Annotated in this window: 23 protein-coding genes and 2 pseudogenes; 16 read left to right on the top strand and 9 right to left on the bottom strand. The window is 74.5% G+C overall.

From position 1 onward, the window contains the following. Positions 1-114 precede the first annotated feature (114 nt). Both J2S46_RS14435 and J2S46_RS14430 read left to right on the top strand, forming a co-directional pair. On the top strand, positions 115-2,193 hold the full coding sequence (locus J2S46_RS14435; RefSeq protein ID WP_073927866.1) for an APC family permease: 2,079 nt from the start codon (positions 115-117) through the stop codon (positions 2,191-2,193). A gap of 392 nt (positions 2,194-2,585) precedes the next feature. Next, on the top strand, positions 2,586-3,950 hold the full coding sequence (locus tag J2S46_RS14430) for a class I SAM-dependent RNA methyltransferase (RefSeq protein WP_073927945.1): 1,365 nt from the start codon (positions 2,586-2,588) through the stop codon (positions 3,948-3,950). Between the two features lie 293 nt (positions 3,951-4,243). Here the strand turns inward: J2S46_RS14430 and J2S46_RS14425 are convergent, their stop codons facing one another. Both J2S46_RS14425 and J2S46_RS40845 read right to left on the bottom strand, forming a co-directional pair. Next, positions 4,244-4,393 carry a WD40 repeat domain-containing protein gene (locus J2S46_RS14425; protein ID WP_229912566.1) on the bottom strand — a complete coding sequence of 50 codons (150 nt, stop codon included), beginning with the start codon at positions 4,391-4,393 and terminating at the stop codon, positions 4,244-4,246. 48 nt (positions 4,394-4,441) lie between these two features. After that, a pseudogene (locus J2S46_RS40845) lies at positions 4,442-4,528 on the bottom strand (hypothetical protein); the annotation flags it as partial. 249 nt (positions 4,529-4,777) lie between these two features. On the opposite strand from J2S46_RS40845, the gene J2S46_RS14415 reads away from it, so the two are divergent. Then, positions 4,778-5,287 carry a hypothetical protein gene (locus J2S46_RS14415; protein ID WP_191289316.1) on the top strand — a complete coding sequence of 170 codons (510 nt, stop codon included), beginning with the start codon at positions 4,778-4,780 and terminating at the stop codon, positions 5,285-5,287. 125 nt (positions 5,288-5,412) lie between these two features. After that, positions 5,413-5,709 (top strand): hypothetical protein, encoded by a 297-nt coding sequence (locus J2S46_RS14410; protein ID WP_191289315.1) that lies wholly within the window; start codon positions 5,413-5,415, stop codon positions 5,707-5,709. 161 nt (positions 5,710-5,870) lie between these two features. Here the strand turns inward: J2S46_RS14410 and J2S46_RS14405 are convergent, their stop codons facing one another. From J2S46_RS14405 to J2S46_RS14390, 4 genes are all read right to left on the bottom strand, one after another. After that, entirely contained in the window at positions 5,871-6,716 is an 846-nt protein-coding gene (locus J2S46_RS14405; protein ID WP_191289314.1) for a hypothetical protein, read from the bottom strand. A gap of 271 nt (positions 6,717-6,987) precedes the next feature. Further along, positions 6,988-7,176: a DUF6126 family protein gene (locus J2S46_RS14400; RefSeq protein WP_191289313.1), complete on the bottom strand. Its 189-nt coding sequence runs from the start codon at positions 7,174-7,176 to the stop codon at positions 6,988-6,990. Next, a complete protein-coding gene (locus J2S46_RS14395; RefSeq protein WP_191289312.1) occupies positions 7,173-7,562 on the bottom strand; it encodes an ArsR/SmtB family transcription factor in 390 nt (129 codons plus the stop codon). The genes J2S46_RS14400 and J2S46_RS14395 overlap by 4 nt, the downstream gene beginning before the upstream one ends. A gap of 2 nt (positions 7,563-7,564) precedes the next feature. Further along, the gene (locus tag J2S46_RS14390; protein ID WP_191289311.1) at positions 7,565-7,759 is read right to left on the bottom strand and encodes a hypothetical protein; all 195 of its coding nucleotides are present in this window, start codon (positions 7,757-7,759) and stop codon (positions 7,565-7,567) included. 387 nt (positions 7,760-8,146) lie between these two features. On the opposite strand from J2S46_RS14390, the gene J2S46_RS14385 reads away from it, so the two are divergent. Together J2S46_RS14385 and J2S46_RS14380 are read left to right on the top strand one after the other, a co-directional pair. Further along, complete coding sequence (locus J2S46_RS14385) at positions 8,147-8,389, top strand: toxin-antitoxin system HicB family antitoxin (protein ID WP_073927859.1); 243 nt, start codon at positions 8,147-8,149, stop codon at positions 8,387-8,389. Continuing rightward, entirely contained in the window at positions 8,386-8,808 is a 423-nt protein-coding gene (locus tag J2S46_RS14380; protein WP_073927858.1) for a fic family toxin-antitoxin system, toxin component, read from the top strand. Before J2S46_RS14385 ends, J2S46_RS14380 begins: the two co-directional genes overlap by 4 nt. Before the next feature lie 104 nt (positions 8,809-8,912). On the opposite strand, the gene J2S46_RS14375 is transcribed toward J2S46_RS14380, so the two are convergent. After that, positions 8,913-9,788 (bottom strand): GNAT family N-acetyltransferase, encoded by an 876-nt coding sequence (locus tag J2S46_RS14375; protein WP_229912562.1) that lies wholly within the window; start codon positions 9,786-9,788, stop codon positions 8,913-8,915. Between the two features lie 220 nt (positions 9,789-10,008). On the opposite strand from J2S46_RS14375, the gene J2S46_RS14370 reads away from it, so the two are divergent. From J2S46_RS14370 to J2S46_RS14345, 6 genes are all read left to right on the top strand, one after another. After that, on the top strand, positions 10,009-11,010 hold the full coding sequence (locus J2S46_RS14370; RefSeq protein ID WP_191289309.1) for an ATP-grasp domain-containing protein: 1,002 nt from the start codon (positions 10,009-10,011) through the stop codon (positions 11,008-11,010). Continuing rightward, positions 11,007-11,906: an ATP-grasp domain-containing protein gene (locus tag J2S46_RS14365; RefSeq protein WP_191289308.1), complete on the top strand. Its 900-nt coding sequence runs from the start codon at positions 11,007-11,009 to the stop codon at positions 11,904-11,906. The genes J2S46_RS14370 and J2S46_RS14365 overlap by 4 nt, the downstream gene beginning before the upstream one ends. Before the next feature lie 97 nt (positions 11,907-12,003). Further along, the gene (locus tag J2S46_RS14360; RefSeq protein WP_191289307.1) at positions 12,004-12,831 is read left to right on the top strand and encodes a putative RNA methyltransferase; all 828 of its coding nucleotides are present in this window, start codon (positions 12,004-12,006) and stop codon (positions 12,829-12,831) included. 84 nt (positions 12,832-12,915) lie between these two features. Continuing rightward, the gene (locus J2S46_RS14355; RefSeq protein WP_191289306.1) at positions 12,916-14,499 is read left to right on the top strand and encodes an AAA family ATPase; all 1,584 of its coding nucleotides are present in this window, start codon (positions 12,916-12,918) and stop codon (positions 14,497-14,499) included. After that, positions 14,496-14,882, top strand: coding sequence for a nucleotide pyrophosphohydrolase (locus J2S46_RS14350; protein WP_229912553.1), 387 nt, complete (start codon positions 14,496-14,498; stop codon positions 14,880-14,882). Before J2S46_RS14355 ends, J2S46_RS14350 begins: the two co-directional genes overlap by 4 nt. 152 nt (positions 14,883-15,034) lie before the next feature. After that, positions 15,035-16,147, top strand: coding sequence for a DUF6099 family protein (locus tag J2S46_RS14345; protein WP_191289305.1), 1,113 nt, complete (start codon positions 15,035-15,037; stop codon positions 16,145-16,147). A 380-nt stretch (positions 16,148-16,527) separates the two neighbouring features. Here the strand turns inward: J2S46_RS14345 and dapD are convergent, their stop codons facing one another. Next, positions 16,528-17,517, bottom strand: coding sequence for a 2,3,4,5-tetrahydropyridine-2,6-dicarboxylate N-succinyltransferase (dapD, locus tag J2S46_RS14340; protein WP_229912551.1), 990 nt, complete (start codon positions 17,515-17,517; stop codon positions 16,528-16,530). Between the two features lie 109 nt (positions 17,518-17,626). Between dapD and J2S46_RS14335 the strand changes: the two genes are divergently transcribed. From J2S46_RS14335 to argF, 3 genes are all read left to right on the top strand, one after another. Next, complete coding sequence (locus J2S46_RS14335) at positions 17,627-19,288, top strand: 3' terminal RNA ribose 2'-O-methyltransferase Hen1 (protein WP_191289303.1); 1,662 nt, start codon at positions 17,627-17,629, stop codon at positions 19,286-19,288. Continuing rightward, a complete protein-coding gene (locus J2S46_RS14330; RefSeq protein WP_191289302.1) occupies positions 19,285-21,927 on the top strand; it encodes a polynucleotide kinase-phosphatase in 2,643 nt (880 codons plus the stop codon). Before J2S46_RS14335 ends, J2S46_RS14330 begins: the two co-directional genes overlap by 4 nt. A gap of 232 nt (positions 21,928-22,159) precedes the next feature. Further along, positions 22,160-23,161, top strand: a complete 1,002-nt coding sequence (gene argF, locus J2S46_RS14325; RefSeq protein WP_191289301.1) for an ornithine carbamoyltransferase — start codon at positions 22,160-22,162, stop codon at positions 23,159-23,161. Positions 23,162-23,285: 124 nt separating this feature from the next. Here argF and J2S46_RS14320 read toward each other — a convergent pair whose 3' ends face one another. Then, a complete protein-coding gene (locus J2S46_RS14320) occupies positions 23,286-23,693 on the bottom strand; it encodes a type II toxin-antitoxin system VapC family toxin (protein ID WP_191289300.1) in 408 nt (135 codons plus the stop codon). 191 nt (positions 23,694-23,884) lie between these two features. Between J2S46_RS14320 and J2S46_RS41040 the strand changes: the two are divergent. Next, a pseudogene (locus tag J2S46_RS41040) lies at positions 23,885-23,989 on the top strand (integrase); the annotation flags it as partial. Positions 23,990-24,005: the final 16 nt, after the last annotated feature.

Here is a 24,005-nt window from a genome sequence, read left to right as displayed (position 1 = left end):
CCCGCCGGCCCTTCATGCGACACGCTAGCCGGTCTCCCGAACACAGTCCCGACGAAGGGGGGGACGTAGGTCGGACTCGCCCGCGAGTACCCCCTACGATTCCTTACCGTGCCTATGCCGACTGACCTTCCGAAACGCATCCTGATCGGGCGTGCCCTGCGGAGCGACAAGCTCGGGGAAACCCTGCTCCCGAAGCGCATCGCGCTGCCCGTTTTCGCCTCGGACGCGCTCTCCTCGGTGGCGTACGCGCCCGAGGAGATCCTGCTCACCCTCTCCCTGGCAGGTGCCTCGGCGATCCACTTCTCGTGGCAGATCGGCGTGGTCGTCGCCATCGTGATGCTCGCGGTGGTCGCCTCGTACCGGCAGAACGTGCACGCCTACCCGAGCGGCGGCGGCGACTACGAGGTCGCCACGGTGAACCACGGCCCCAAGTCGGGCCTGGTGGTCGCGAGCGCGCTGCTCGTCGACTACATCCTCACCGTCGCCGTCTCGACCACCTCGGGCGTGGCGAACGTCGTCTCCGCCGTCCCCGCGCTGCGCGGCCACGAGCTGGGCCTGTCGGTCACGCTGGTGATCCTGCTGATGGGCATGAACCTGCGCGGCGTCCGCGAGTCGGGCACCGCCTTCGCCATCCCGACGTACGCCTTCATGGTCGGCGTGATGGGCATGGTCGGCTACGGCCTGGTGCGGCACCTGGTCTTCGGCGCCGACATGCCGGCCGAGAGCTCGGGCTTCCACCTGGAGGCCACCCCCGGCAACGAGTCGCTGGCCGGGTTCGCCCTGGTGTTCCTGCTGCTCAAGGCCTTCTCCTCGGGCTGCGCGGCGCTCACCGGTGTCGAGGCGATCAGCAACGGCGTGCCGGCCTTCCGCAAGCCGAAGAGCAAGAACGCCGCGACCACCCTGCTGATGATGGCGGGCTTCGCCGTGGTGATGTTCATGGGCATCATCTACCTGGCCCACCTGACCGGCGCGCAGATGGCCGAGAACCCGGCCGAGCAGCTGGTCGGCGCGCCCGCCGACTACCACCAGAAGACCGCGCTGGCCCAGATCAGCGAGGCCGTGTTCTCGAACTTCACGCCCGGCTTCTACTTCATCGCGGCCGTCACCGGCCTGATCCTGGTGCTGGCCGCCAACACCGCCTTCAACGGGTTCCCGGTGCTCGGCTCGATCCTCGCCCAGGACCGCTACCTGCCGCGCCAGCTGCACACCCGCGGTGACCGGCTGGCCTTCTCCAACGGCATCATCCTGCTGGCGCTGGCCGCGATCCTGTTCATCGTCGCCTTCGACGCCGACCCGACCAGGCTGATCCAGCTGTACATCGTCGGCGTCTTCGTCTCGTTCAACATGAGCCAGTCCGGGATGATCCGGCACTGGACCCGCCTGCTGCGCACCGAGACCGACCAGGCCAAGCGCTCCCACATGCAGCGCAGCCGGGCGATCAACGCCTTCGGCCTGGTGATGACCTCGGCCGTGCTGATCGTGGTGCTGGCCACCAAGATCAGCCACGCCTGGATCGCGATCGCCACCATGGTCGCGCTGTTCGTGCTGATGAAGGCGATCCGCCGGCACTACGACCGGGTCTCCCGGGAGCTGGTCGCCGCCGAGGAGCCCGACGACGTGGTGCTGCCCACCCGGGTGCACGCCATCGTGCTGGTCTCCAAGCTGCACAAGCCGGCCCTGCGCGCCCTCGCCTACGCCCGGCTGGCGCGCGCCCACACCCTGGAGGCGGTCTCGGTCAACGTCGACCCGGCGGACACCGAGGCGCTGCGCCGCGAGTGGGACGAGCGGGGCATCGAGGTGCCGCTCAAGGTGCTGGACTCGCCGTTCCGCGAGATCACCGGCCCGGTCCTGGACTACGTCAAGAACCTGCGCCGCAGCAGCCCGCGCGACGTGGTCTCGGTCTACATCCCCGAGTACGTGGTCGGTCACTGGTACGAGCACCTGCTGCACAACCAGAGCGCGCTGCGCCTCAAGGGCCGGCTGCTCTTCAAGCCCGGTGTGATGGTCACCTCGGTGCCCTGGCAGCTGGAGTCCTCCGAGCGGCGCAAGCCGCAGAAGGCCTGGTCGGCGCCGGGTGCCGTGCGACGCGGTGAGCCGCGTCGGCCGCAGGCCGTAAAGTCGAAGGTCTCCGGTACCTCCGACCCGGGCAGCTCCGACGGCCCCGCTGACGCCAGCAAGGACACCACCAAGTGACCCGCAACACCCCGCCCCGCTCCAACGGCAAGTCGGGCCAGGCCCGCAAGGGCGCCAAGCCCGGTCAGGTCGCCCGTCCGCGCTGGGCCGCCAGGCCCGCCCGCCCCGAGGCGACCGACCGCGACGGCTACACCGCGCAGACCGCGCCGCTGGCGCCGGGCGAGGCGCCGCGCACCGACGAGACCCGCCCCGAGGGCGCTCGCGGCGGTGCGCAGGCCCGTGGCGGTGCCGGTGCGGCCAAGGCCGCCGGCGCGAAGCAGTCCGGTGCGAAGGCCGGCGGTCCCAGGGCCGGCGGGTCGAGGCCCGCCGGCGCCGGCCAGGGATCCGGCCCGCAGGGGGACAAGCCCCGCGGCGCCGGCCCGCGCAAGCAGACCGTCAAGGCGCCGAAGCTGCTGCGCACCCCGAAGGCGCCTAAGGCCGAGCCGGCCCCGCGCGGCCCCGGCGGCGACCCGCTGGTCGGCGAGCGGTACGAGGTCGAGGTCGGCGCCGTCGCGCACGGCGGCGGCCACTGCGTCGCCCGGCACGAGGGGCGGGTGCTGTTCGTCCGGCACGCGCTGCCCGGCGAGAAGGTGATCGCCCAGGTCACCGAGGGCACCACCAAGTCGCGCTTCCTGCGGGCCGACGCGGTGGAGATCCTGGAGCCCGCCAAGGACCGGATCGCGCCGCCCTGCCCGTTCTCCGGCCCCGGCAAGTGCGGCGGCTGCGACTGGCAGCACGTCACCCCGGGCGGCCAGCGCAAGCTCAAGGTGCAGGTCCTCACCGAGCAGCTGGCCAAGCTGGCCGGCCTCACCCCGGTCGAGGCCGGCTGGGACGGCAGCGTCGAGCCGGTGGGCGGCAAGCTCCCGGCCGGCGAGGTGCCGGCCTGGCGCAGCCGGGTCCAGTACGCGGTCGACCCGGCCACCGGCAAGGTCGGGCTGCGCAAGCACCGCTCGCACGACCTGCAGCCGATCGACCGCTGCCTGATCGCCGCGCCGGGGGTCACCGAGCTGGGCATCGAGTCCCGCGAGTGGCCGGGGGTCGCCTCGGTGGACGCGATCGCCGCCACCGGCTCCTCGGACCGCCAGGTGGTGCTCGTCCCGCGGCCCGGCGCCCAGCTGCCGATCGTGGAGCTGGACAAGCCGGTCTCGATCTCCCGGATCGACGAGCACGAGGGCTTCCACCGCGTGCACGGCCGCACCTTCGTCCGCGAGGTCGCGGTGGGCCGCACCTGGCGGGTCAGCAACGGCGGCTTCTGGCAGATCCACCCGGAGGCCCCCGACACGCTGGTGAACGCCGTCCTGGACGGTCTGGACCCGCAGTACGGGGAGAACGCGCTGGACCTCTACTGCGGCGTGGGCCTGTTCGCGGGCGCGCTGGCCGACCGGGTCGGCGAGGAGGGCGCGGTGCTCGGCATCGAGTCCGGCAAGCAGGCCGTGGTCGACGCCCGGCACAACCTGGCGGCGCTGGAGAACGTCCGGATCGAGTGCGACAAGGTCGAGAGCCTGCTCCCGCGGACCGGGATCACCGCCACCGACCTGATCGTCCTCGACCCGCCGCGGGCCGGCGCCGGCCGCGAGACGGTCGCCCACCTGGTCGGCCTGGAGGCCCGCCGGATCGCGTACGTCGCCTGTGACCCCGCCGCGCTCGCCCGGGACCTCGCGTTCTTCCGCGAGGGCGGCTACCGGCCGGTCTCGCTGCGCGCCTTCGACCTCTTCCCGATGACCCACCACTTCGAGTGCGTGGCCATCCTGGAGCCGATCGGCGAGCCGGTCGCGTAACGCGCCCCGGCACGGACGGGCGGTGGGCGGACGTACTCGCCCACCGCCCGTCGGCGTTCGCGGGGCGGGCGGCCAGGGGCCGAGGGCGCCCGGGCGGAACGCGTACAGCCCGGGCCCGTGGGCGCCGCCCACGGCGGGTCCACGGCCGTCAGGGGTCCAGGCGCAGGCGTCCGCCTGCCCTTCGAACCGCAGCAGCGCGGCCGGCCGGCCGGCCGTGCGGTCCCAGATCCGCACAGTCCGGTCGTTGCCGCCGCTGGCGAGCCAGCGGCCGTCGGGGGCGACGGCGACCGCCTTCACCTGGCCGGTGTGGGTGCCGGCGCGGCCATGGCGCCGGTGCGCCGGTCCTGGATCCGCAGCCGCCCGTCCTGCCCGGTGACGGCGAGCCACGATCCGTCGGGGGCGATCGCCACCGAGGCCACCCGGCCGCTGTGCCCCGTGAGCACCGTGGCAGCGTCACCGTCGCCGGTGTCCCAGGTGCGGGCGGTGCCGTCGTCGCCGGCGGTGGCGAGCTGGCTGCCGTCGGGGAGATCGCCACCGAGGCGATCGGGCCGGTGTGGCCGGAGAGGACGGCGGTGCAGGTGCAGGTCGCCCGGTCCCAGATCCTGGCCGTGCCGTCCCGGCTGCCGCTGGCGAGCCGGCTTCCGTCGGGGGAGAACGCCACCGAGGTGACGAGCCGGGTGTGACCGGCGAACGAGGCGGTGCAGATACCCGTGGTGAGGTCCCAGACGCGCACCTGGCGGTCGTCGCAGGGCGCAGGCGCCCGTGCTCACCTCCCGGATGCGGATCGTCCCGTCCAGGCCGCTGGTGGCGAGCCGGGTGCCGTCCTGGTGCCGCTCTGCGGGGCCGCCGGCCTGCTGCTGGGGCCGGGCGCCCGTGACGCGGGCCGGGCCGCCCCGGCGCCCACCTCCCCGGCCTGGCCGGCCGCGACGGCTGCGGGCTCCGGCGTCGCCGTCCGGGCCGTCGGCCAGCCGTACGACATCGGTGGCGGGCGGGAGTTGACGCTGACGGTACGGGGTGCGGAGATCTCCGCACCGGCGGGCGGCGCCACTTTGTGGACCGCTCAGGTCGACCAGGTCCCGCCGGGGGAGATCACGTTGACCGTCCTCGGCGACGGCCCGTCGGCGCCGGCCGTGGGCCTCTACCGGGGGCCGGGGGCGGCGGCCCGGGTCACGGTCGAACTCGGCGGCCGGAGCGTCGAGGCACAGCTGGTGGCCCCGGCAGGCGGACCGGGCTGGTGCGCCTTCGTCGCCGACGGCGCCGGGAACGGCATGACGCCGTCGGTCACCGTCTCCGCGGCGGACGGCGGCGTGCTCGCCCGCCTGACCAAGCAGCGGTGACGCCTGTCCCTCCGCCCGGGCGGCGGCGGTTCCGGTGGGCGTATTCGTCATTACCACCAAGGTCACCAATGCGGCTTCCGTGTAGAATATAAAGATGATCTTACCCCGTCGACAGGGGAGCAGTCATGATCGGTGTCACCGTTACCTTCTCCTATCCCAGCGGCTTCGACCGCTCACGGATCGTCGACGTCGCCGGGAATGCACGCGGCATGTTCGAAGGCATGCCGGGCGTGCGGTTCAAGTTCTTCACCTTCAGTGAGAAGCACCAGCAGGCGGTCAACTTCTACGTCTGGGAGTCCAAGGAGGAGGCGGAGCAGTTCTTCTCCCCGGAGCTGATCGAGCGCGTGACCGGCCTCTACGGTGCGGCGCCGTCCATCGAATTCGTGGAGATCGCCGAAATCGTCGACAATTCGAAGAACTGAAGAAATCGACGGGCTTGTTCGCGCGGTTTGTTCAAGTATTCCGGCGCGGCCTCGGCGTCATATCGCCTTGAGGCCTGCCTGCCACGGGTGTGCGGCGACTGCCCGGCGCGCGGGGCGTCTCGGCGCGACGCTGCACGGGCCACGGGGCGGGGGCGGACCGGTCAGGACGCGGTGCCGAGCAGCGCGGTGCCGAGCAGAGTGCGCAGGGCTGTCTCCGGGTCGACCCCCGAGCAGTCGCGGCAACGGCCCGGTTCGGCGGCGCGGAAGGCGCGTTCGCAGCCGCCGTAGCAGGTCTGCCAGGGCGGGACGGCCCCGCCGGGCGGCAACGTGGGTGCGGAGAGGGGGACTTCGGCGGGGGCGAGTCGGGCCACGTCCTGCCGGGAGACGTCAGCCGGGGGTCGTGGGCGCGCAGCGAGGCGAGTACGGAGACGGCCAGCGGATCGGCTTCGCCGGCCGGCGGCACCGGGGCGGGCGCCCGTACGGGGCCGGGCGGCGCTGCGGGTGCCGGCGGCGGAGGCGTCGAGGGTGGCGTGGCGGGTGCCGCTGCCCGGTCCGGCTGGTCCGGCGGGGGTTGGTCGGACGGGTGGGACCGGGCGGACCAGGCGAACAGGGCGGGCCGCCCGGGTGGCCTCGGCCGGACCGGGGGTCGACGGCCCCAGGCCGGGGAGGTCGTAGGCGTACGTCCGGGTGCGGATCATGCCGTCGGGCAGGCGCTCGCGCCGCCGCTCCAGGAAGCCCGCCGCCTCCAGGTCACGCAGTGCCCGCGAGATGACGGTCTCGTCCTCGGTGAAGTGCGCGCGCAGGGCGGCGATGCTGACGGGTGCGCCGTCCGGCAGGGAGAGGATGTACACCGCGACGCCCACCGTGACCGCGCTGCCGCGCCGCTGGGCGAGGGCGTTGGCGACGACGGTGAAGTTGGCGGTGAGCCGGGTGCGGATGTGCAGCACGCCGGAGGTCGGCGCCCAACTGCGGGCGCGCGACAGCGCGTTGGAATGCGGTCCAGCCATGGGGAAGGTGCTACTTCCCGCTTGGTCAGGCCCTCGTTCGGGATTGCCGTCCCGGCGGGGGCCGTCTTGCTGTCCGGACGTCGGTGGTCCGGTGCGGTGCCTGTCGGGGCGAACCCAGCCGCCCGCCTCCCGGCGTCGCAAGCAGTGCACCCTTGTGGGTGGACTGCGGTGGGAGGGAGGGTCGGTGGTTCTTTCTTCCGGGTTCTTCGGGTGGGTGCGAGTCGCACCGGCTCCCGGCCGGCCGGGAGCCGGTGGCCCGGCCCGGCCGGCCTCAGCGCTTGCCGAGGGTGAAGACGAGGATCATGAATCCGGCCCAGAGATGGGTCGCGGCGATATAGATCACGGCGCGGATCGTCATCGCCTTGCGACGGCTCCTCTCGTCGTTCCGGGCGGTGTTCCGGGCGTCCTGCGGAGCCCCGGCGACGGTTGCGGCCACGGCGTCCGGCGTGGGGTCGGTCATGCGAGCAGGGTCCTGTCCTTGCCGGGGCGGGCGGCTTTCGTGGCGTGGTCGTGGCCGTCGGCGTCGGTGCGGAGCTGGTCCAGCAGCAGGCCTTGGTCAGTGATCATCTCGGTGAGGATGGTGCGGGCGGCGCGGAGCAGGTCCGACACGTCCGGGGTGCTCAGGGCGTAGACCACGGTGTTGCCGTCGCGGGTGGCGGTGACCAGCTGGGTCCGCCGCAGGACGGCGAGTTGCTGGGAGAGGCTGGACGCCTCTATGTCGATCGCGGCGAGCAGCTCGCGCACCGGGCGGGGGCCGTCCTGGAGGAGTTCCAGCACCCGGATCCGGGCCGGGTGGCCCAGGGTGCGGAAGAACTCCGCCTTCGCCTGGTACAGCGGGACCGGCATGGTCAGCTCTCTCCCTGTTCCTCTTCGGCGGTGTGCGGCAGTTCGATCCCGTGCTGGGAGGCGAGCCTCAGCAGCGAGGCTACCCGCCCCAGGTACGCCTGGACGCCGTCGGCGTCCGCGGCCGCCCGGGCGGCGGCCAGCTCCTCGCGGGCGCGGGCGAGCTGCTCGCGCAGTTCCTCGTCGAACATCGCCGTCATCGCCGACCTCCACGCCGGCCGATGGGGTTCGCTGCCGGTGCCCAACAGATTCTATGAATATGAAGAATTCTTCAAGTCCTTCTGCGGGCGCCGCCGGGGCCGGGCGGCCCGGGGCAGAGTGTGGTCGCGGTGGTGGAGTGCGGTCGCGGTGGTGGAGGCCGGCGCTCCGCCGGGCGGGCTCGCCCCTGCTGTCCGGGCGGCGGATGCCCCAGGGCGGTTTTCGGTCACCGGTCGGCGTGGCCCGGCCTGATCCGGGGCATGACGGAGGGGACGGCGCAGTCGCGGGGGAGGAGCGGCGCGGGGTACGGCGCGGGTGTTGACGGGAGGGCGCGGGGGCGGTGCGCGTGCGCCCTTGTTGTGCTAGCAGTTCAGCGCTAGCTTGAAGGCATGGCCAAGAAGCAGCTGAACGTACGGGTGGACGCGACCACCGCGGAGATGGCCCGCGAGCGGGCGGAGCAGCAGGGGATCAGCATGAACCAGTACATCGAACGGCTCGTGCAGCAGGACATGGGCGAGGCCGGACGACTCTTCGTCGACTCGGCGGCGCAGTTCATGAAGGAGTACGAGACGGCGTTCCTGGCCGAGTTCGGGGACCGCTCCCCGGCCGACCTGCAGGACGTGCGCCGTTGAACCTGGAGATCGACCTCTCGTGGCTGCTCATGACCGCGGAGCAGTACACCCCCGGTGACCCCCAGGTCACCGACTACGGATCGCTGTTGGCCGCGGTCGCCCGGCACCAGGCCGAGATCTTCGACATCGCCGTCTACCCCGAGCCGCAGGACCGCGCCGCGGCCCTGATGCACCAGCTCATCCGGGTGCCGGCCCTGGAGCGCACGAACGAACTCTTCGCCACCGCCGCCGCCTACGCCTACCTGGTGGCCAGCGGTTGCACCGTCGCGACCACCGCCCGCGAGGTGCGCAGCCTGGCACGGGCCATCCGGGAGGGCAAGATCGGCGTCTCCGGGGTGTCCGAGCGGCTGGCCGCGTGGGTGGTGGACGAGGCCGAGGAGGAAGAGGTCAGCGGCGAGGACGACGAGGACTCCGACTGAACGCCGGAGCCGGTCCGCGCCGGGGGAGCCGCCCGGCCCGGGCGGTCGCCCGGGCCGCCCGCGGCGGACGGCGGGCCGGTCCGACCGGCCGCCCGCCCGGGGGCTCAGGACGCCGGCTCGGCGATCAGCGCGGTCGCGGTGTTCCGGAACCCGGCCCGGCGGTAGATCCGCGCCACGTCCTCGTCGGCGGCCGAGAGGAAGACCGTCCGGACGCCGCGCGCCCGGGCGTCCGCCACCAGCGCCGAGGTGACGGCGAGTGCGAGCCCGCGCCGGCGCGCCGACGGCAGGGTGCCGACCCCGACGATCTCGCAGACCGGGCCGACCCGCTGGTACTGGCCCGAGCACAGTGCCGAACCGTTCTCGACGACCGCCGCCACGGCGGCCACTCCCGCCCCGATCCGGGCCGCCGCCCGCTCCACCGCGCCCTCGGCGACGGCCTGCAGGGCGGCCTCGGCCAGCTCGGCGGGCCCGGCCTTCCCGAGCGCCGTGCCGGGGTCGGCGAAAGCCAGGTTGGGGGCGGCGACGGCGCTGGCGAGCGCGGGGTCGTCGGCGCCGAGGACGCGGGCCCGGACGCCGTCGGGCAGCGGGTCGGGCGCCAGCCCGTCGTCCTGCCCCTCGGGCAGCACCAGCAGGGGGTGCTCGTGGACGGCCAGTCCGGCCTGCTCGATCGCGGCCCGCAGGCCCGGGGTGTGCTCGGCCACCCACTCGAAGCTCTCCGGCAGCCCGAGTTCGCGCTGCCGGGCGAGCACCCGCCGGACGTCCTCCGCGGTGGCGGGGGCGCCGGTCCAGCCCAGGGTGGGCCGGGCGTAGAACGGCCAGCCCTCGCCCTCGCGGACGAAGAGGGTGAGCGGGCCGAAGTCCTCGGCGCGGGCGCCCTTGCGCGGCACCGCGTCGTAGAACTCGTCCAGCTCGGCGAGCAGGGCCTGCTGGTGGCGGCTCCGCGGGTCGAGCTGCTGCTGTTCGGGGTTCAGTGAAGTCACAGCGAGCATCCAAGCAGCGCTTGTCCTGGTCCTGCCACCGGTTTCGGGTCCGCGCCGCCGGGCCGGCGCGACCTGGTCGGCCCGGGCATTTCGGGCCTACTGTTGCCGAATGCTTACAGTCCGGGCGATCTTGCGTTGACGACGCGTGGCATCCTGGGGCGTCACCAACTCTGCCGGACCGGATCGGCGGACGTTCGGGTGGGGAAAACGGGGAACACCGATGAGACTCTGCTTCCTGGTGGAGGAGCACTACCGCCACGACGGCATGCCGCTGGACGTCGTCCGCCGGCTGACCGCCTGGGGTCACCAGGTGGATGTGCTGCGTCCCGGGAACTCGCTGCTCGCGGTCTCCGAGGCGGTCCGCGCGGGCAGCCACGACGCCTGGGTGCTCAAGACGGTCTCCGGCGGGCCCGGACTCACCCTGCTGGAAGCAGCCGCGGCCGTCGGCCTCACCACGGTGAACGACGCCCGCTCGATCCGCGGAGTCCGGGACAAGGCGCTGGCCTCGGTGATCGCCCGCAACAGCGGCCTGCCCGTCCCGGTGACGTACGCGGCCGCCCGCTGGGAGCGCCTGGCGGAGATCCCGGAGTCCGAGTTCCCGCTGGTGGTCAAGCCCGCGGACGGCAGCTCCGGCCGGGCGGTGCGCTTCGTCCCGACCCCCGGCCACCTGGCCGAACTCGGGCCCGAGCTGGCCGGCGAAGGCCTGCTGATCGCCCAGCCGTACGTCCCCAATTCCGGCACCGACCTCAAGGTCTACTGCGTCGGCGGCGAGCTGTACGCGACCGAGCGGTCATCGCCGCTGCACCCCGGCCGGCCCGTCCGGGAGCGCCAGGTGCCGCTCGGCCGCGAGGTGGAGCGGATAGTCGCCGAGGTCGGCACCGTCTTCGGTCTCGACCTCTACGGCGTCGACGTGCTGCTCGGGCCGGACGGGCCGATGGTGGTCGACATCAACGACTTCCCGAGCTTCCGGCAGGTGCCGGACGCGGTGTCCCGGGTCGCCCGGGCCGTCCTGCAACTGGCCGGCGGGAACGGCGTGGACCTGCCGACCGGCCTGCCCGCGCAGCTCTCGGCCCCGGCCGAGCCGTCGGCGCACCCCGAGGACGTCACCGCGACCGTGGCGGGGGCAACAGCGCACACGGGCACGCACCCCGGCGCGCACCCCGGCGCGTCGTCGCGCACGGGGGTGGCCGCCCAGGCCGCGGCGCCGGTCGGCGGAGCATGAGGATCTGCCTGCTCACCCCGGAGCCCGGCCACCCGCTGCTGGCGGCCACCACCGCGCTGCTGACGCCCCGGCACCAGGTCGAGCCGCTCGACCCCGGCACCGCCGACCCGGCCCGGCCGGACTGTGCCCCGCTCGCCGACGTCTACCTGCTGAAGGCGCGGACACCCCGGGCGCTCGCGCTGGCCCGCCGGCTGGAGGCCCTCGGCGCCCCCGTGGTCAACTCGGCGGCGGCCACCGAACTCTGCCAGGACCGCACCAGGATGGCCGAGCTGGCGCAGGCCGCCGGCCTGCCCTTCGCGGCGACCCGCACCGCCGGCTCGATCGGCGAACTCACCGGCCCCGGCGGCCTCACCGCGGCCGACTTCCCGCTGGTGGTGAAGAGCAGGCACAGCCGCCGCCACGACCTGGTCGCCAAGGCCGAGGACGTGGCCCGGCTGGAGCAGCTCGCCCGGGACCGGCCGGACGAACCCGTCGTCGTCCAGCCCTTCACCCCCAACGACGGCTGGGACCAGAAGCTCTGGGTGATCGCCGGACAGGTCTTCGCCGCCCGCCGCCGCTCCGAGCTGGCCGCCGCCGACCGTGGGCCGGCCCGGCCGCTCACCGCCGCGGACCTGCCCGCCGACCGGCTCGACCTGGTCCGCCGGGTCGGGGAGGTCTTCGGCCTCGACGTGTACGGGGTGGACCTGCTCGACGGCGCCGGCGAACCGCTGATCGTCGACGTCAACGCCTTCCCCGGGATCCGCGGCCAGGCCGGCGCCCCCGAGGCGCTCGCGGCACTCGCCCTGCGGGCCGCCGCGGGTGCCGCGACCAGGAGCTCGGCCGGCCCTGCGCCGTCCGCGCCGTCGGTACTGCCCGGGCAGCCGCGCGCCGGAGCCCCGGCCCAGGTGGACGCGTAGCCCGGGTGAGCGGGACGCCCGCGGGCAGTCGTTAGGCTTGAGCCCTCGGCCGGCCGGAACCCTCGGCCGACGGCTGACGCGCGGGAGAAGACGGACCTTGCTGCAGGACATCGAGCGCTACCTGGCCTGCCCGCACTGCGGACAGGGGCTGGCCCTCGGCGGGCGCACGCTGCGCTGCCCGGCCGGGCACAGCTTCGACCTCGCCAAACAGGGCTACGTCAGCCTGCTGGCCGGCGACGCCCACACCGGCACCGGGGACACCGCCGACATGGTGTCCGCCCGTACCGACTTCCTCGCCGCCGGCCACTACCGGCCGATCGCCGACGCGCTCGCCGAGGCCGCCGTCGCGGCGTCCCCCGAGGGGCTGGTCGCCGACCTGGGCGCGGGTACCGGCTACTACCTCTCCCACGTCCTGGACGCCTTGCCCGCCAACCCCGGCGCCGCCCTCGACATCTCCAAGTTCGCGCTCCGCCGGGCCGCCCGCGCCCACCCCCGGATCGGCGCGGTGGTCTGCGACGCCTGGCGCCCGCTGCCCCTGCGGGAGGCTTCGGCCGGACTGGTCCTCAACGTCTTCGCGCCGCGCAACGGCCCGGAGATCCGCCGCGCGCTGCGCCCCGGCGGCACCCTGCTGCTGGTCTCCCCCACCTCCCGGCACCTGCGCGAACTCGTCGGCGCCCTCGGCCTGCTGTCGGTGGACGAGGACAAGCAGCGCCGGATCGAGGAGAAGCTCGGCCCCTACCTGGCGCCCGCCGAACGGCTGGAGGTGGAGTTCCCGATGCGGCTCTGCGCCGCCGACGTGCGGACGGTCGTCGCGATGGGGCCGAGCGCCTGGCACACCGACCGGGCGCAGCTCGACGCCCGGCTGGCGGCGCTGCCCGACCCGGTCGAGGTGACCGCCTCGGTGACGGTGGCCGCGTACCGCTGACCCGGCCCGCAGGGCCCGACCCGTTGGGATGAATCTCCTGAGCAGGCACGTTTCTGCCGAGGGGGCCGCGGCTAGGGTCCCGGGGTGAACCGCGAAGCAGTCCAGCCCACTTCCGTCGCGCCCACGTCCGTCGCGCCAGCCTTCGTGGCGCCCGCCTTCGTCGCGCCGACCGGGCCCCCGGCCGGCCGGCCGCAGGCCGACCCTCCGCCCCCGGCGGCCCCGCCCGCCCCGTCCCCGGTCGTCCTGCCTCCGGTGGCGCCCCACCGCTCCGCCCTGCCGCACCCCGGCCGGGTCGCGGCCGGGCCCGCCGGCGACGGCGCCCCGGCCGCCGACGGCTTCGTGGAGCGCCCCACCGTCGAGGAACTACGGCTCACCTCGTTCAAGTCGTACCGGCGGGCCACCCTCGGGCTGTCCCCGCTCACCGTCCTGTACGGGCCGTCCGGAGTCGGAAAGTCGAACGCGCTCGACGCCCTCGCCGTGCTCTCCCGGCTGGCCCTCGGCGAGGAGATCACCGACTCCCTGGACGGCATGCCCGCAACGGCCGGCCCGCTGGCGGCGCCGGTGCGCGGCGGTCTGCTCGGCTGCGTCCCGCACGGCCGCGACGCCGTCATCCTGGGCTGCACCGTGCGGTCCGGCGCCGGCCCCGTCCGGCTGGAGGTGGTGATCCGCACCGACGGCCCGGTCCGGATCGCCAGGGAGCGGCTGACGCTCCACGGGCAGGTCCTGGTGGAGACCGGCGAGCAGGACGTCCGCAACCGCCGGATCAACGTGACCTGGCACAACGACACCCGGCAGGGCGACATCCGGGCGCCCTTCCCCAGCGGCAGCCTGATCACCAGCCAGCTCCCGCTCCGGGTGGCCGGCTCCTCGGCGGGCGAGCGCAAGGTGCTGGCCGCGAGCGAGCACTTGCTCACCGCCCTGCGCGAGGTCTTCCCGCTGCACCCCGTGCCCGCGCTGATGCGCGACTGGACCCCGGCCGACCCGCAGGCCCGGCTGCTCGGCACGGCGGCCAACATCTCGGCCCTGCTCGGCCGCCTCAAGAACGAGTGCGCCCGCCGGTACGGGCACCTGCTCAAGGTCGTCCAGTCCGCCGCCCCGCACCCGCTGCTCGGCCTCGACGTCGCCCGGCGCGGCACCGGCACGGACGAGCGGGTGCTCGCCGTCTTCGACGAGGGAGTGCTCGGCCGGACCGGCGCCGACCAGGCCTCGGACGGCATGCTGCGCCACCTCGCCTTCGCCGCCGTCCTGCTCACCGGCGCCGGCGTGCTGGACGTCGACCCGGCCGCCGAGGTGCCCTGGGCGCACCGGCAGCTGACCGTGCTCGCGGAGGACCTCGGCGCCGGGCTCGGCGCCGAGCAGACCGCCTCGCTGCTGCGGCTGGCCCGCGAGGTGTGCGGACGCCGGGACGTGCGGCTGCTGGCCGCGCTGCAGGACCCGGGGGCCGCCCGCGAGGCACTGGGCGAGGCGGCCGGACCGGGCGGCCCTGACCTGGTCGAGTGCCGCCGGGACCCGGCTACCGGCCACAGCGTGCTGCGGCCGGAATCGGCCCGGGTGCCGGCCCAGTTCGCGCGCGGGGCGGGCGAGGGGGACCAGCCGGGCGGGGCGGACCGGCCGGGGGAGGGCGCGGTCACGGTGGCCGGCACGGGTGCGGTAGACCTGGGCAGGTGACCGATCCGAGCGTAGTACCCGACGACCACTCCCTGGACGGCCTGCGGCAGCGCCTGTCGCGGTTCGCCGCCGCGCGCGACTGGCAGCCCTTCCACACGCCGAAGAACCTGGCCGCCGCGCTGAGCGTGGAGGCCGGGGAACTGCTGGAGATCTTCCAGTGGCTGACGCCGGACCAGGCGGAGGCGGTGATGTCCGACCCGGACACCGCGCATCGCGTCCGGGACGAGGTCGCCGACGTGCTGGCCTACCTGTTGCAGTTCTGCACGGTGACCGGGGTCGACCCGTTGGCGGCGCTGGCGGCCAAGATCGACCGGAACGAGCTCCGCTTCCCGGCCCCCGGCCGACCGGACGGGCCTCGAAAGTCCGATGGACTGATCGGCTGATCGGTGGCCGGGTGGTTGTCCACAGCCCCGGGGTTGTCCACAGCTTTCGAGTGGGTGGCTGCGCGGATCTCCCGGCCGTCGCAAGCTTTCGCCGTGACCCGCCGTCCGGGGAGACCAGGACGGCACGGAGCGAGCGAGGGGAGCGGCCACTCATGGACGCGCTGCGACTGATCAAGACGGCCAGGCACGCCATGGCCGAGGCCAGGGACGTGCCGGACGTGCTGCTGGAGGCGTGGCAGGCCGGCCTGCTCACCGAGGCCGTCGGCAGCCGGCTGGCCGAGCGCGGGGACGGGGAGGTGGCGGCGCTCGGCCAGCTGCTCTCCGAGGCGGGTGCCCAGGTGGCGAGCTGCCTGGAGCCGTCCCCGGAGAGCGCCGCCGCGGTGGACTTCGGCGGCAGCGGCCGGGCCTCCCGCCTGACCGACCTGGGGGTCCTCGACCCGCTGTTGGAGGAGCTGGCCCGGCTGCTGCACGACACGACCGAGACGCTGGTCGTCCTCGCCTGCGGCGCGGACGCGGAGAGCCTCTACTGGACGTGCATCGACGGGGTCGACGCCGGGTCCGAGTGCAAGGACCTGGTGGCCGAACTCCACCGGGCCGTCCGCAGGGCGGAGCCGGCGGGGGAGGAGGACAGGGGAACGGGGGCGGGAGCACGACGCGGGCGCGAGCCGGCGCTCGGCGAACGGATCGACGCGAGAGCCCGCCGACGGTCCGGCGAAAGGGCCGGTGGAAGGGCCGTTGAACCGCCGGACGACCTGACGGCCGAGGGGGCCGGGGACCGCACCACGGATCCGCTCGACACGGTCTGCTCGGCCGCGTCCGGGCGGGCCGGGGCCCGGGGCCGCCCCGACCGGCCCCGCCAACGGGCCGGCGCCCTGGGCCCGGCCCGGGGGAGCAAGCCGACCTGCGGTGCTCGGGCGGGTGGCGGCCCATCCGATGGCGGCGCGTCCGGTGGAGGCGCGCCGGTTCTCGTCGTCCCGCTGTCCCCGCCGTCCGGGGCCCGGGGCTACCGCGCCCCGGCGGAGCCGGAGGCGGCCGCCGGATCGGCGTGCTCGGCGGCAGCGGCCGGCCGGGCGCCCGAGGACTGCAGGGCGGCGCCCATGCCGGCCAGGTCGGCGTTCACGGACGCGAGCAGCTCCTGCATCTGCTCCAGCAGGCTCTTCGGAGTGGCGGGGGCGGCCGGGGCGCTCGGGTCGTGCGGTGCGGCGGGTGCCTCGGACCAGTGCTCGGACATGAGGGGACCTCTTCGGATCGGTGGCGTGCTGTGATGCGACGGACGTCGGTGCTGCCCGTCGTACGCCGCGCAGCAGGGGCAGCGCCGGCCGGCGCCACCGGGGCGGGGCCCCGCCGTTCCCAACGACCGCTGTCGGTGGCCGGTCACCTCGGACCACCCGATGCGGTCCAACACCCCGCCCGGGTACGTCCCACGGGTGAGCCCGGCTTGCGGGCGGCCACTCGGCTCGGCTAGGGCGGCCGTCCGCCGGACGGGCGCCGGCCCGATCCGCAACGCCCGATCCCCGTTCGGCTGCGCCCTCCGGGGCCGGGCCCGGCCGGCGCAACGCGACGGGCTCCCGACGCCGTCCGTGCGGACGGCGTCGGGAGCCCGGGGCCGCCGGCACGGCCGGCGGCGGACAACCAGTGAAGGAGGTCAGTTGTGCGCGTGCAGCTCCGCGTTCAGACCGCCCCAGGAGCCGGACCGGGCGATCACCTCGACCGCGCCGGTCTGCGAGTTGCGGCGGAACAGCAGGTTGTCCTGTCCGGACACCTCCACCGCCTTGGCGACCTTGCCGTCCGGCAGCGCCACCCGGGTGCCGGCGGTGACGTACAGGCCCGCCTCCACCACGCAGTCGTTGCCCAGCGAGATGCCGATGCCCGCGTTCGCGCCCAGCAGGCAGCGCTCGCCGACCGAGACGGTCTGCTTGCCGCCGCCCGAGAGCGTCCCCATGATCGAGGCGCCGCCGCCGATGTCGCTGTGGTCGCCGACCACGACACCCGCGCTGATCCGGCCCTCGACCATGGAGGTGCCCAGGGTACCGGCGTTGAAGTTGACGAAGCCCTCGTGCATCACGGTGGTGCCGACCGCGAGGTGGGCGCCGAGGCGGACCCGGTCCGCGTGCGCGATCCGGACGCCGGACGGGGCGACGTAGTCGGTCATCCGGGGGAACTTGTCGATCCCGTAGACGGCCAGCTGGCCGCCCTGGGCGCGGACCGCGAGGCGCGCCTGCTCGACGTTGTCCACCGGCACCGGGCCGATGCTGGTCCACGCGACGTTGGCGAGCAGCCCGAAGACGCCCTCCAGGCTCTGGCCGTGCGGCTTGACCAGGCGGTGGCTCAGCAGGTGCAGTCGCAGGTAGGCGTCGTGCGCGTCGATCGGCTTCTCGTCCAGCGAGGCGATCGTGGTGCGCACCGCGATCACCTCGACGCCGCGGCGCGCGTCGCTGCGCAGTGCGTCGACGGCGCCCGGGCCGAGTTCGGCCTCGGCCTGCTCGGCGGTCAGCCGGACGGTGCCGGCCGGGCCGGGCCCGGCGGCGAGCTCCGGAGCGGGGAACCAGGTGTCGAGGACGGTGCCGTCGGCGGCGATGGTCGCCAGACCGGCGGCGACGGCGCCGTTTGCGAGGGAGGTGGATTCAGCAGTCACACGGTGCACGTTAACCAATTCCGGCCCGGGCCGCCGAACGCGCTCACCGGACGGACACCCCCGCAAAACCCGATGCCCCCACCGACCGGCCTCGGCGATACTCGGGCGGGTGTTCATCTCGATCTCCACCACCGGCACGGCCGAGCGCCCCGCCACCGACCTGGGATTCCTGCTGCACAAGCACCCCGGCAAGGTGCAGCGCTTCGCGACCTCCCACGGCGAGGCCCATGTCTTCTACCCGGAGGCGACCGACGAGGTCTGTACGGCGGCGCTGCTGCTGGACATCGATCCCGTCGCGCTGGTCCGGCGGGGCATGGGCAAGGGCCGGGGCGGCTCGCCCGACTTCGCCCTCGCCCAGTACGTCAACGACCGCCCCTACGCCGCCTCGTCCCTGCTCGCGGTGGCGCTGCGCACCGTGTTCCGCACCGCCATGAAGGGTGTCTGCGAGAACCGGCCCGGGCTCGCGGACGAGACCCGGCCGCTGCGGATCGTGCTGCCCGCCGTGCCCGCGAACGGTCCCGGCGAGGGTGGCGGCGCGGCCATGGTGGCCCGGCTCTTCGAGCCGCTCGGCTGGCAGGTCGAGGCGGAGCCGATCCCGCTCGACGAGACCTTCCCCGAGTGGGGGGAGTCGCGCTACCTCCGGGTCGGGCTGTCGGGGACGCTGCGCCTGGCCGACGCGCTCCAGCAGCTCTACGTCCTGCTGCCGGTCCTCGACGGCGCCAAGCACTACTGGGTGGCGCCCGACGAGGTCGACAAGCTGCTCGCCGCCGGCGAGGGCTGGCTCGCGGACCACCCCGAGCGGGCCCTGATCGCCGGCCGCTACCTGGCCCGTCGCTGGTCGTTGACCCGCACGGCCATGCAGCGGCTGGAGCTGGCCCGGCTGGCGGAGGCCGACGACCGGGAGGCCGAGGAGTTCGACAACGCCGTCGACGACTCGGGGGAGACGGTGGACGCCACCGGGCCCGGCGCCGGCGGACCGGCCGACAGCCGGCCCGCCGAGGCCGGGGTGGCGTCCGGCTCCGACCCGGAGCCGGACGCCCCTGCGGCGCCGAAGGCCCCTTCCCTGGCCGAGCAGCGCCGCGCGGCGATCCTGGACGCCCTGCGCGAGGTGGGGGCGGCCCGGGTGGCCGACCTCGGCTGCGGGCAGGGCGAGCTGATCGCCGCTCTGCTCAAGGACGCCCGGATCACCGAGGTGATCGGCGTGGACGTGTCCTCCCGGGCGCTGTCCACCGCCGCCCGCAAGCTGCGCCTGGACCGGATGTCCGAGCGTCAGGCGGCCCGGGTCAGCCTCGTCCAGGGCGCCCTGACCTACACCGACGCGCGCCTCAAGGGGTACGACGCCGCCGTCCTCTCGGAGGTGATCGAGCACCTGGACCTGCCCCGGCTGCCGGCTCTCGAAGAGGCCGTGCTGGGGGTGGCCCGCCCGTCGGCCGTCGTCGTCACCACGCCCAACGTCGAGTACAACGTCCGCTGGGAGAGCCTCCCGGCCGGGCACGTCCGGCACCACGACCACCGCTTCGAGTGGGACCGCGCGCAGTTCCTGGCCTGGGCCGAGCGGGCCGCCGCGGCCTACGGCTACTCGGTCGTCGTCCGGCCCGTCGGGCCGTACGACCCGGAGGTGGGCGCCCCGACCCAATTGGCCCTGTTCCGCCTCGGTACAGCGGCGACCACCGAAGCCGCTTACGCTCCGGCCGGCGCTTCGGCTTCCCCCTCCGCCACCGGTTCCTCCTCCGCTTCCGCGACCACCCCCGAAGGGGGCGACACCCGATGACCGACGCCAACCGCCCCACCGGGCCGACCGGGACCGCCCCCGGGACCGCCCCTCCCGCCGCGGCCGGCTCCGCCGCGCCGCGCGTCCTCCCGGTCACGGACGTCTCCCTCGTCGTGCTCGTCGGGACGAGCGGCGCGGGGAAGTCCAGCTTCGCCCGCAAGCACTTCCGGCCCACCCAGGTGGTCTCCTCGGACTTCTGCCGCGGCCTGATCGCCGACGACGAGAACGACCAGTCGGCCTCCGCCGAAGCCTTCGAGCTGCTCCACCACATCGTCGGCAAGCGGCTCGCCGGCGGGCGGCTGACCGTCGTGGACGCCACCAACGTCCAGCCCGAGGCCCGCAGGCAGCTGATCAGGATCGCGCGGGACCACGACGTGCTGCCGATCGCGATCGTCCTGGACGTCCCGCCCGGCGTCTGCGCCGAGCGCAACAGGACCCGCCCGGACCGTCAGCTTCCGCCGCACGTCGTCCCGCGCCAGAACCGCGAGCTGCGCCGCTCGCTGCGCGGCCTGGAGCGCGAGGGCTTCCGCAAGGTGTACATCCTGCGCGGCGAGGCCGAGGTCGACGCCGCCGAGATCGTCACCGAGAAGCGCTACAACGACCTGCGCCACCTCACCGGCCCGTTCGACATCGTGGGGGACGTCCACGGCTGCCGCTCCGAGTTGGAGACCCTGCTCACCCGCCTCGGCTACACCGTCGACCGCGACGCCGAGGGCCGTCCGGTCGACGCCACGCACCCCGAGGGGCGGACGGCCGTCTTCGTCGGCGACCTGGTCGACCGGGGCCCGGACACCCCGGGCGTGCTGCGCCTGGTGATGGGCATGGTCGGCGCCGGCCACGCCGTCTGCGTGCCCGGGAACCACGAGAACAAGCTCGGCCGCGCCATGGACGGGCGCAACGTCACCGTCTCGCACGGCCTGCAGGAGTCGCTGGACCAGTTGGCCGCCGAGCCGGAGGAGTTCCGGCAGGAGGTCCGCGCCTTCATGCGCGACCTGGTCAGCCACTACCTGCTGGACGGCGGCCGGCTGGTGGTCTGCCACGCCGGTCTGCCGGAGAAGTACCACGGCCGCACCTCCGGCCGGGTCCGCTCGCACGCCCTGTACGGGGACACCACCGGCGAGACCGACGAGTACGGCCTGCCGGTCCGCTACCCGTGGGCGGAGGAGTACCGCGGCAAGGCACTGGTGGTCTACGGCCACACGCCCGTCCAGGTGCCCGGCTTCGTCAACAACACCATCTGCCTGGACACCGGCTGCGTCTTCGGCGGCAGCCTCACCGCGCTGCGCTACCCGGAGCGCGAGCTGGTGAGCGTCGAGGCGGAGCAGGAGTGGTACGCACCGGTCCGCCCGCTGACCACGGACGCCCCGGCGCCCCACGAGGGCCGGCCGCTGGACCTCGCCGACGTGGCCGGCCGCCGCGTCGTGGAGACCTCCCTGCACGGCCGGGTCAGCGTGCGGGAGGAGAACGCCGCGGCCGCTCTGGAGGTGATGAGCCGCTTCGCCCTCGACCCGCGACTGCTCGCCTACCTGCCGCCGACCATGGCGCCGAGCGCCACCTCGCGCCGCCCCGGTTACCTCGAACACCCCGAGGAGGCCTTCTCCGGCTACCGCACCGACGGCGTCCAGCACGTCATCTGCGAGGAGAAGCACATGGGCTCCCGGGCGGTCGTCCTGGTGGCCAGGGACGACACCGCGCTGGAGAAGCGGTTCGGCATCGCCGGCCCGGGGGCGATCTGGACCCGGACCGGCCGGGCCTTCCTCAGCGACGACGCGGTCACCGGCGCCGTCCTGGAGCGGGTCCGCGGCGCCGCCGAGAAGGCCGGGCTCTTCGACGAGCTGGAGACCGGCTGGCTGCTGCTGGACGCCGAGCTGATGCCGTGGTCGCTGAAGGCCCTGGAGTTGCTGCGCCGGCAGTACGCGGCCGTCGGCGCGGCGGCCGGGGCGGCCCTGCCCACGGTGCTGGCGGCCCTGGAGCAGGCCGCCGGCCGGGGGCTCGATCTCGGCGAGCTGACCGAGCGCCAGCGTCGGCGCGCCGCCGACGCCGAGGCCTTCGTCGCGGCCTACCGCCGCTACTGCTGGCCGACCGAGGGCCTCGCGGGCATCCGGCTGGCGCCGTTCCAGGTGCTGGCCGCGGAGGGGGCCAACCTCGCCGTGCGCCCGCACGACGAGCACCTCGGCTGGATCGACCGGCTGGTAGCGGCGGACGACCACGAGGTCCCGCTCCTGCGCGGCACCGGCCGGCTGCTGGTCGACACCTCGGACGAGCGGTCGATCGAGGCGGGCATCGCCTGGTGGGAGGAGCTGACCGGTGCGGGCGGCGAGGGCATGGTGGTCAAGCCGCTCTCCTCGCCGGCCCGTGGCAGGGCGGGGGAGGGACGCCCGGGCGGCCTGGTCCAGCCGGGGGTGAAGGTGCGCGGAAGGGAGTACCTGCGGATCATCTACGGCCCCGACTACACCGAGTACCTGGACCAGCTGCGCCAGCGGTTCCTCGGCCACAAGCGCTCCCTCGCCCTGCGCGAGTACGCCCTCGGCATGGAGGCGCTGGACCGCCTGGCGGCCGGCGAGCCGCTCTGGCGGGTGCACGAACCGGTGTTCGCCGTGCTGGCCCTGGAGTCCGAGCCGGTCGACCCCCGGCTCTAGGAACGCGGGCGGGTGGCCGGCGGCGCGTCCGCGCACGCCGGCCACCCGCCGACCCGCCCCACGACGAGGGCGGGTCCAGGGTCGCGAGGGAGTCCCGCCGCGGGCCGCGACGGTCACTCCGACCCGTGCGCCCACCGGGTCTCCGGCGGGCCCCGCCCCCTCTGCATAGAAATTCGAAGGATCGTATATAATTGCCGCTTCACGGTCCGCGTCACCCACTCAGGAGCCCGGCATGGCGTTCAACCTCCGGAACAGGCACTTCCTCAAGGAGCTCGACTTCACTCCCCAGGAGTTCCGCTTCCTGGTGGACCTCGCGGCCCAGCTCAAGGCCGCGAAGTACGCGGGCACCGAGCAGCCCCGGCTGCGGGGCAAGAACATCGCGCTGATCTTCGAGAAGACGTCCACCCGGACCCGCTGCGCCTTCGAGGTCGCCGCCCACGACCAGGGCGCCAGCACCACCTACCTGGACCCCTCCGGGTCGCAGATCGGCCACAAGGAGTCGATCAAGGACACCGCCCGGGTGCTCGGCCGGATGTTCGACGGCATCGAGTACCGGGGCCACGGCCAGGAGATCGTCGAGGAGCTCGCCGCCCACGCCGACGTCCCGGTCTGGAACGGGCTCACCGACGAGTGGCACCCGACCCAGATGCTCGCGGACGTCCTGACCGTCCAGGAGCACTCGTCTAAGCCCTTCGCCGAGACCGCCCTCGCCTACCTCGGCGACGCCCGCTCCAACATGGGCAACTCGCTGCTCGTCACGGGCGCCCTGCTCGGCATGGACATCCGGATCGTCGCCCCCAGAGAACTCTGGCCCGCCGAGGACGTCCGGAAGGCGGCGCTGGCGCTCGCGGAGGAGACCGGCGCCCGGATCACCCTGACCGAGGACGTCGCCGCGGGTGTGGCCGGCGCCGACTTCCTCTACACGGACGTCTGGGTCTCGATGGGCGAGCCCAAGGAGGTCTGGGCCGAGCGGATCGAGCTGCTCAAGCCGTACCAGGTCTCGATGGACACCGTCCGGGCCACCGGGAACCCGGCCGTGAAGTTCCTGCACTGCCTGCCGGCCTTCCACGACCTCGGCACGGCACTCGGCCGGCAGATGTTCGAGGCCACCGGGATGACCGAGCTGGAATGCACCGACGAACTCTTCGAGTCGGCGCACTCGGTGGTCTTCGACCAGGCGGAGAACCGGCTGCACACCATCAAGGCCGTCCTGGTCGCGACCCTGGGCGCCTGAGCGGGCCGGGCCGGCCGCGCCGGCCCGGCCCGGCCTGTTCGGGCCCGGCCCGGTGCGGCCCGGTGCGGCCTGGTTCGGCATGGCCCGGCCCGGCGTGGCCTCGTTCGGTCTCTCCAGGCGGCCCTCAGCCCTCGCCGCGGGTGATCCCCTGGATCTCGCAGCGCGGTCCGCTGGCCCGCATCAGCCGCAGGTCGGCCGTCACCAGCGGGACGCCGTACCGCTCCGCGACCGCCACGTACGCGGCGTCGTCCGGCGTCAGGTTGTCCTTCAGCTCCCAGATCCGCTCCAGCAGCGGCGCGACCGCCACCGTGCGGACCGTGAGCCCGGGCAGCTCCGCTGCCACTTCGGCCACCCGCGCGGCCGTGAGTTCCTTCGCCAGGTACAGCCCCCGCAGGGACTGCATCACCTCGATCAGCAGATGCTCCGGGGCCACCCACTCGCCGCCGGCCGCGAGCAGCGCCCGCGCGCGGTCGCCGCGCCCGCCCTCGTCCGCCAGGGCCAGCACCAGTGCGGAAGCGTCCACCACGATCATTCACGGCCTCCGGCCTGTCGGTACGTCACGGTCGGGGCCCGCCGCGGGCCCGCCCCGCTCACGCTGGTGCTCCGACCGCCTGGGTCCACCGGGTCGGCGGTGGCATGGTCCGGACCTGTTGGACGGCAGTCGGCATCCAGGGTTCGGGGAGGCCTGGTGGCGGAGCCGGTCAAGGTTCGGAGACCGACGGATCCCGCCACCCCGACGTCCTCGCAGCCCAGCGCCGCGAACCCGCCCGCATCCGCAGCGAGAGGGGAATTCACCGGGGCGGACACCCCCTCGCTGCCGCAGCCTGACCGAGTGAGGGATCCC

The sequence above is a fragment of the Kitasatospora herbaricolor genome, from assembly GCF_030813695.1.
Lineage (GTDB): Bacteria > Actinomycetota > Actinomycetes > Streptomycetales > Streptomycetaceae > Kitasatospora > Kitasatospora herbaricolor.
The sequence above is the reverse complement of the archived record's forward strand: the minus strand, read 5'-3'. Positions and strand labels throughout refer to the sequence as shown.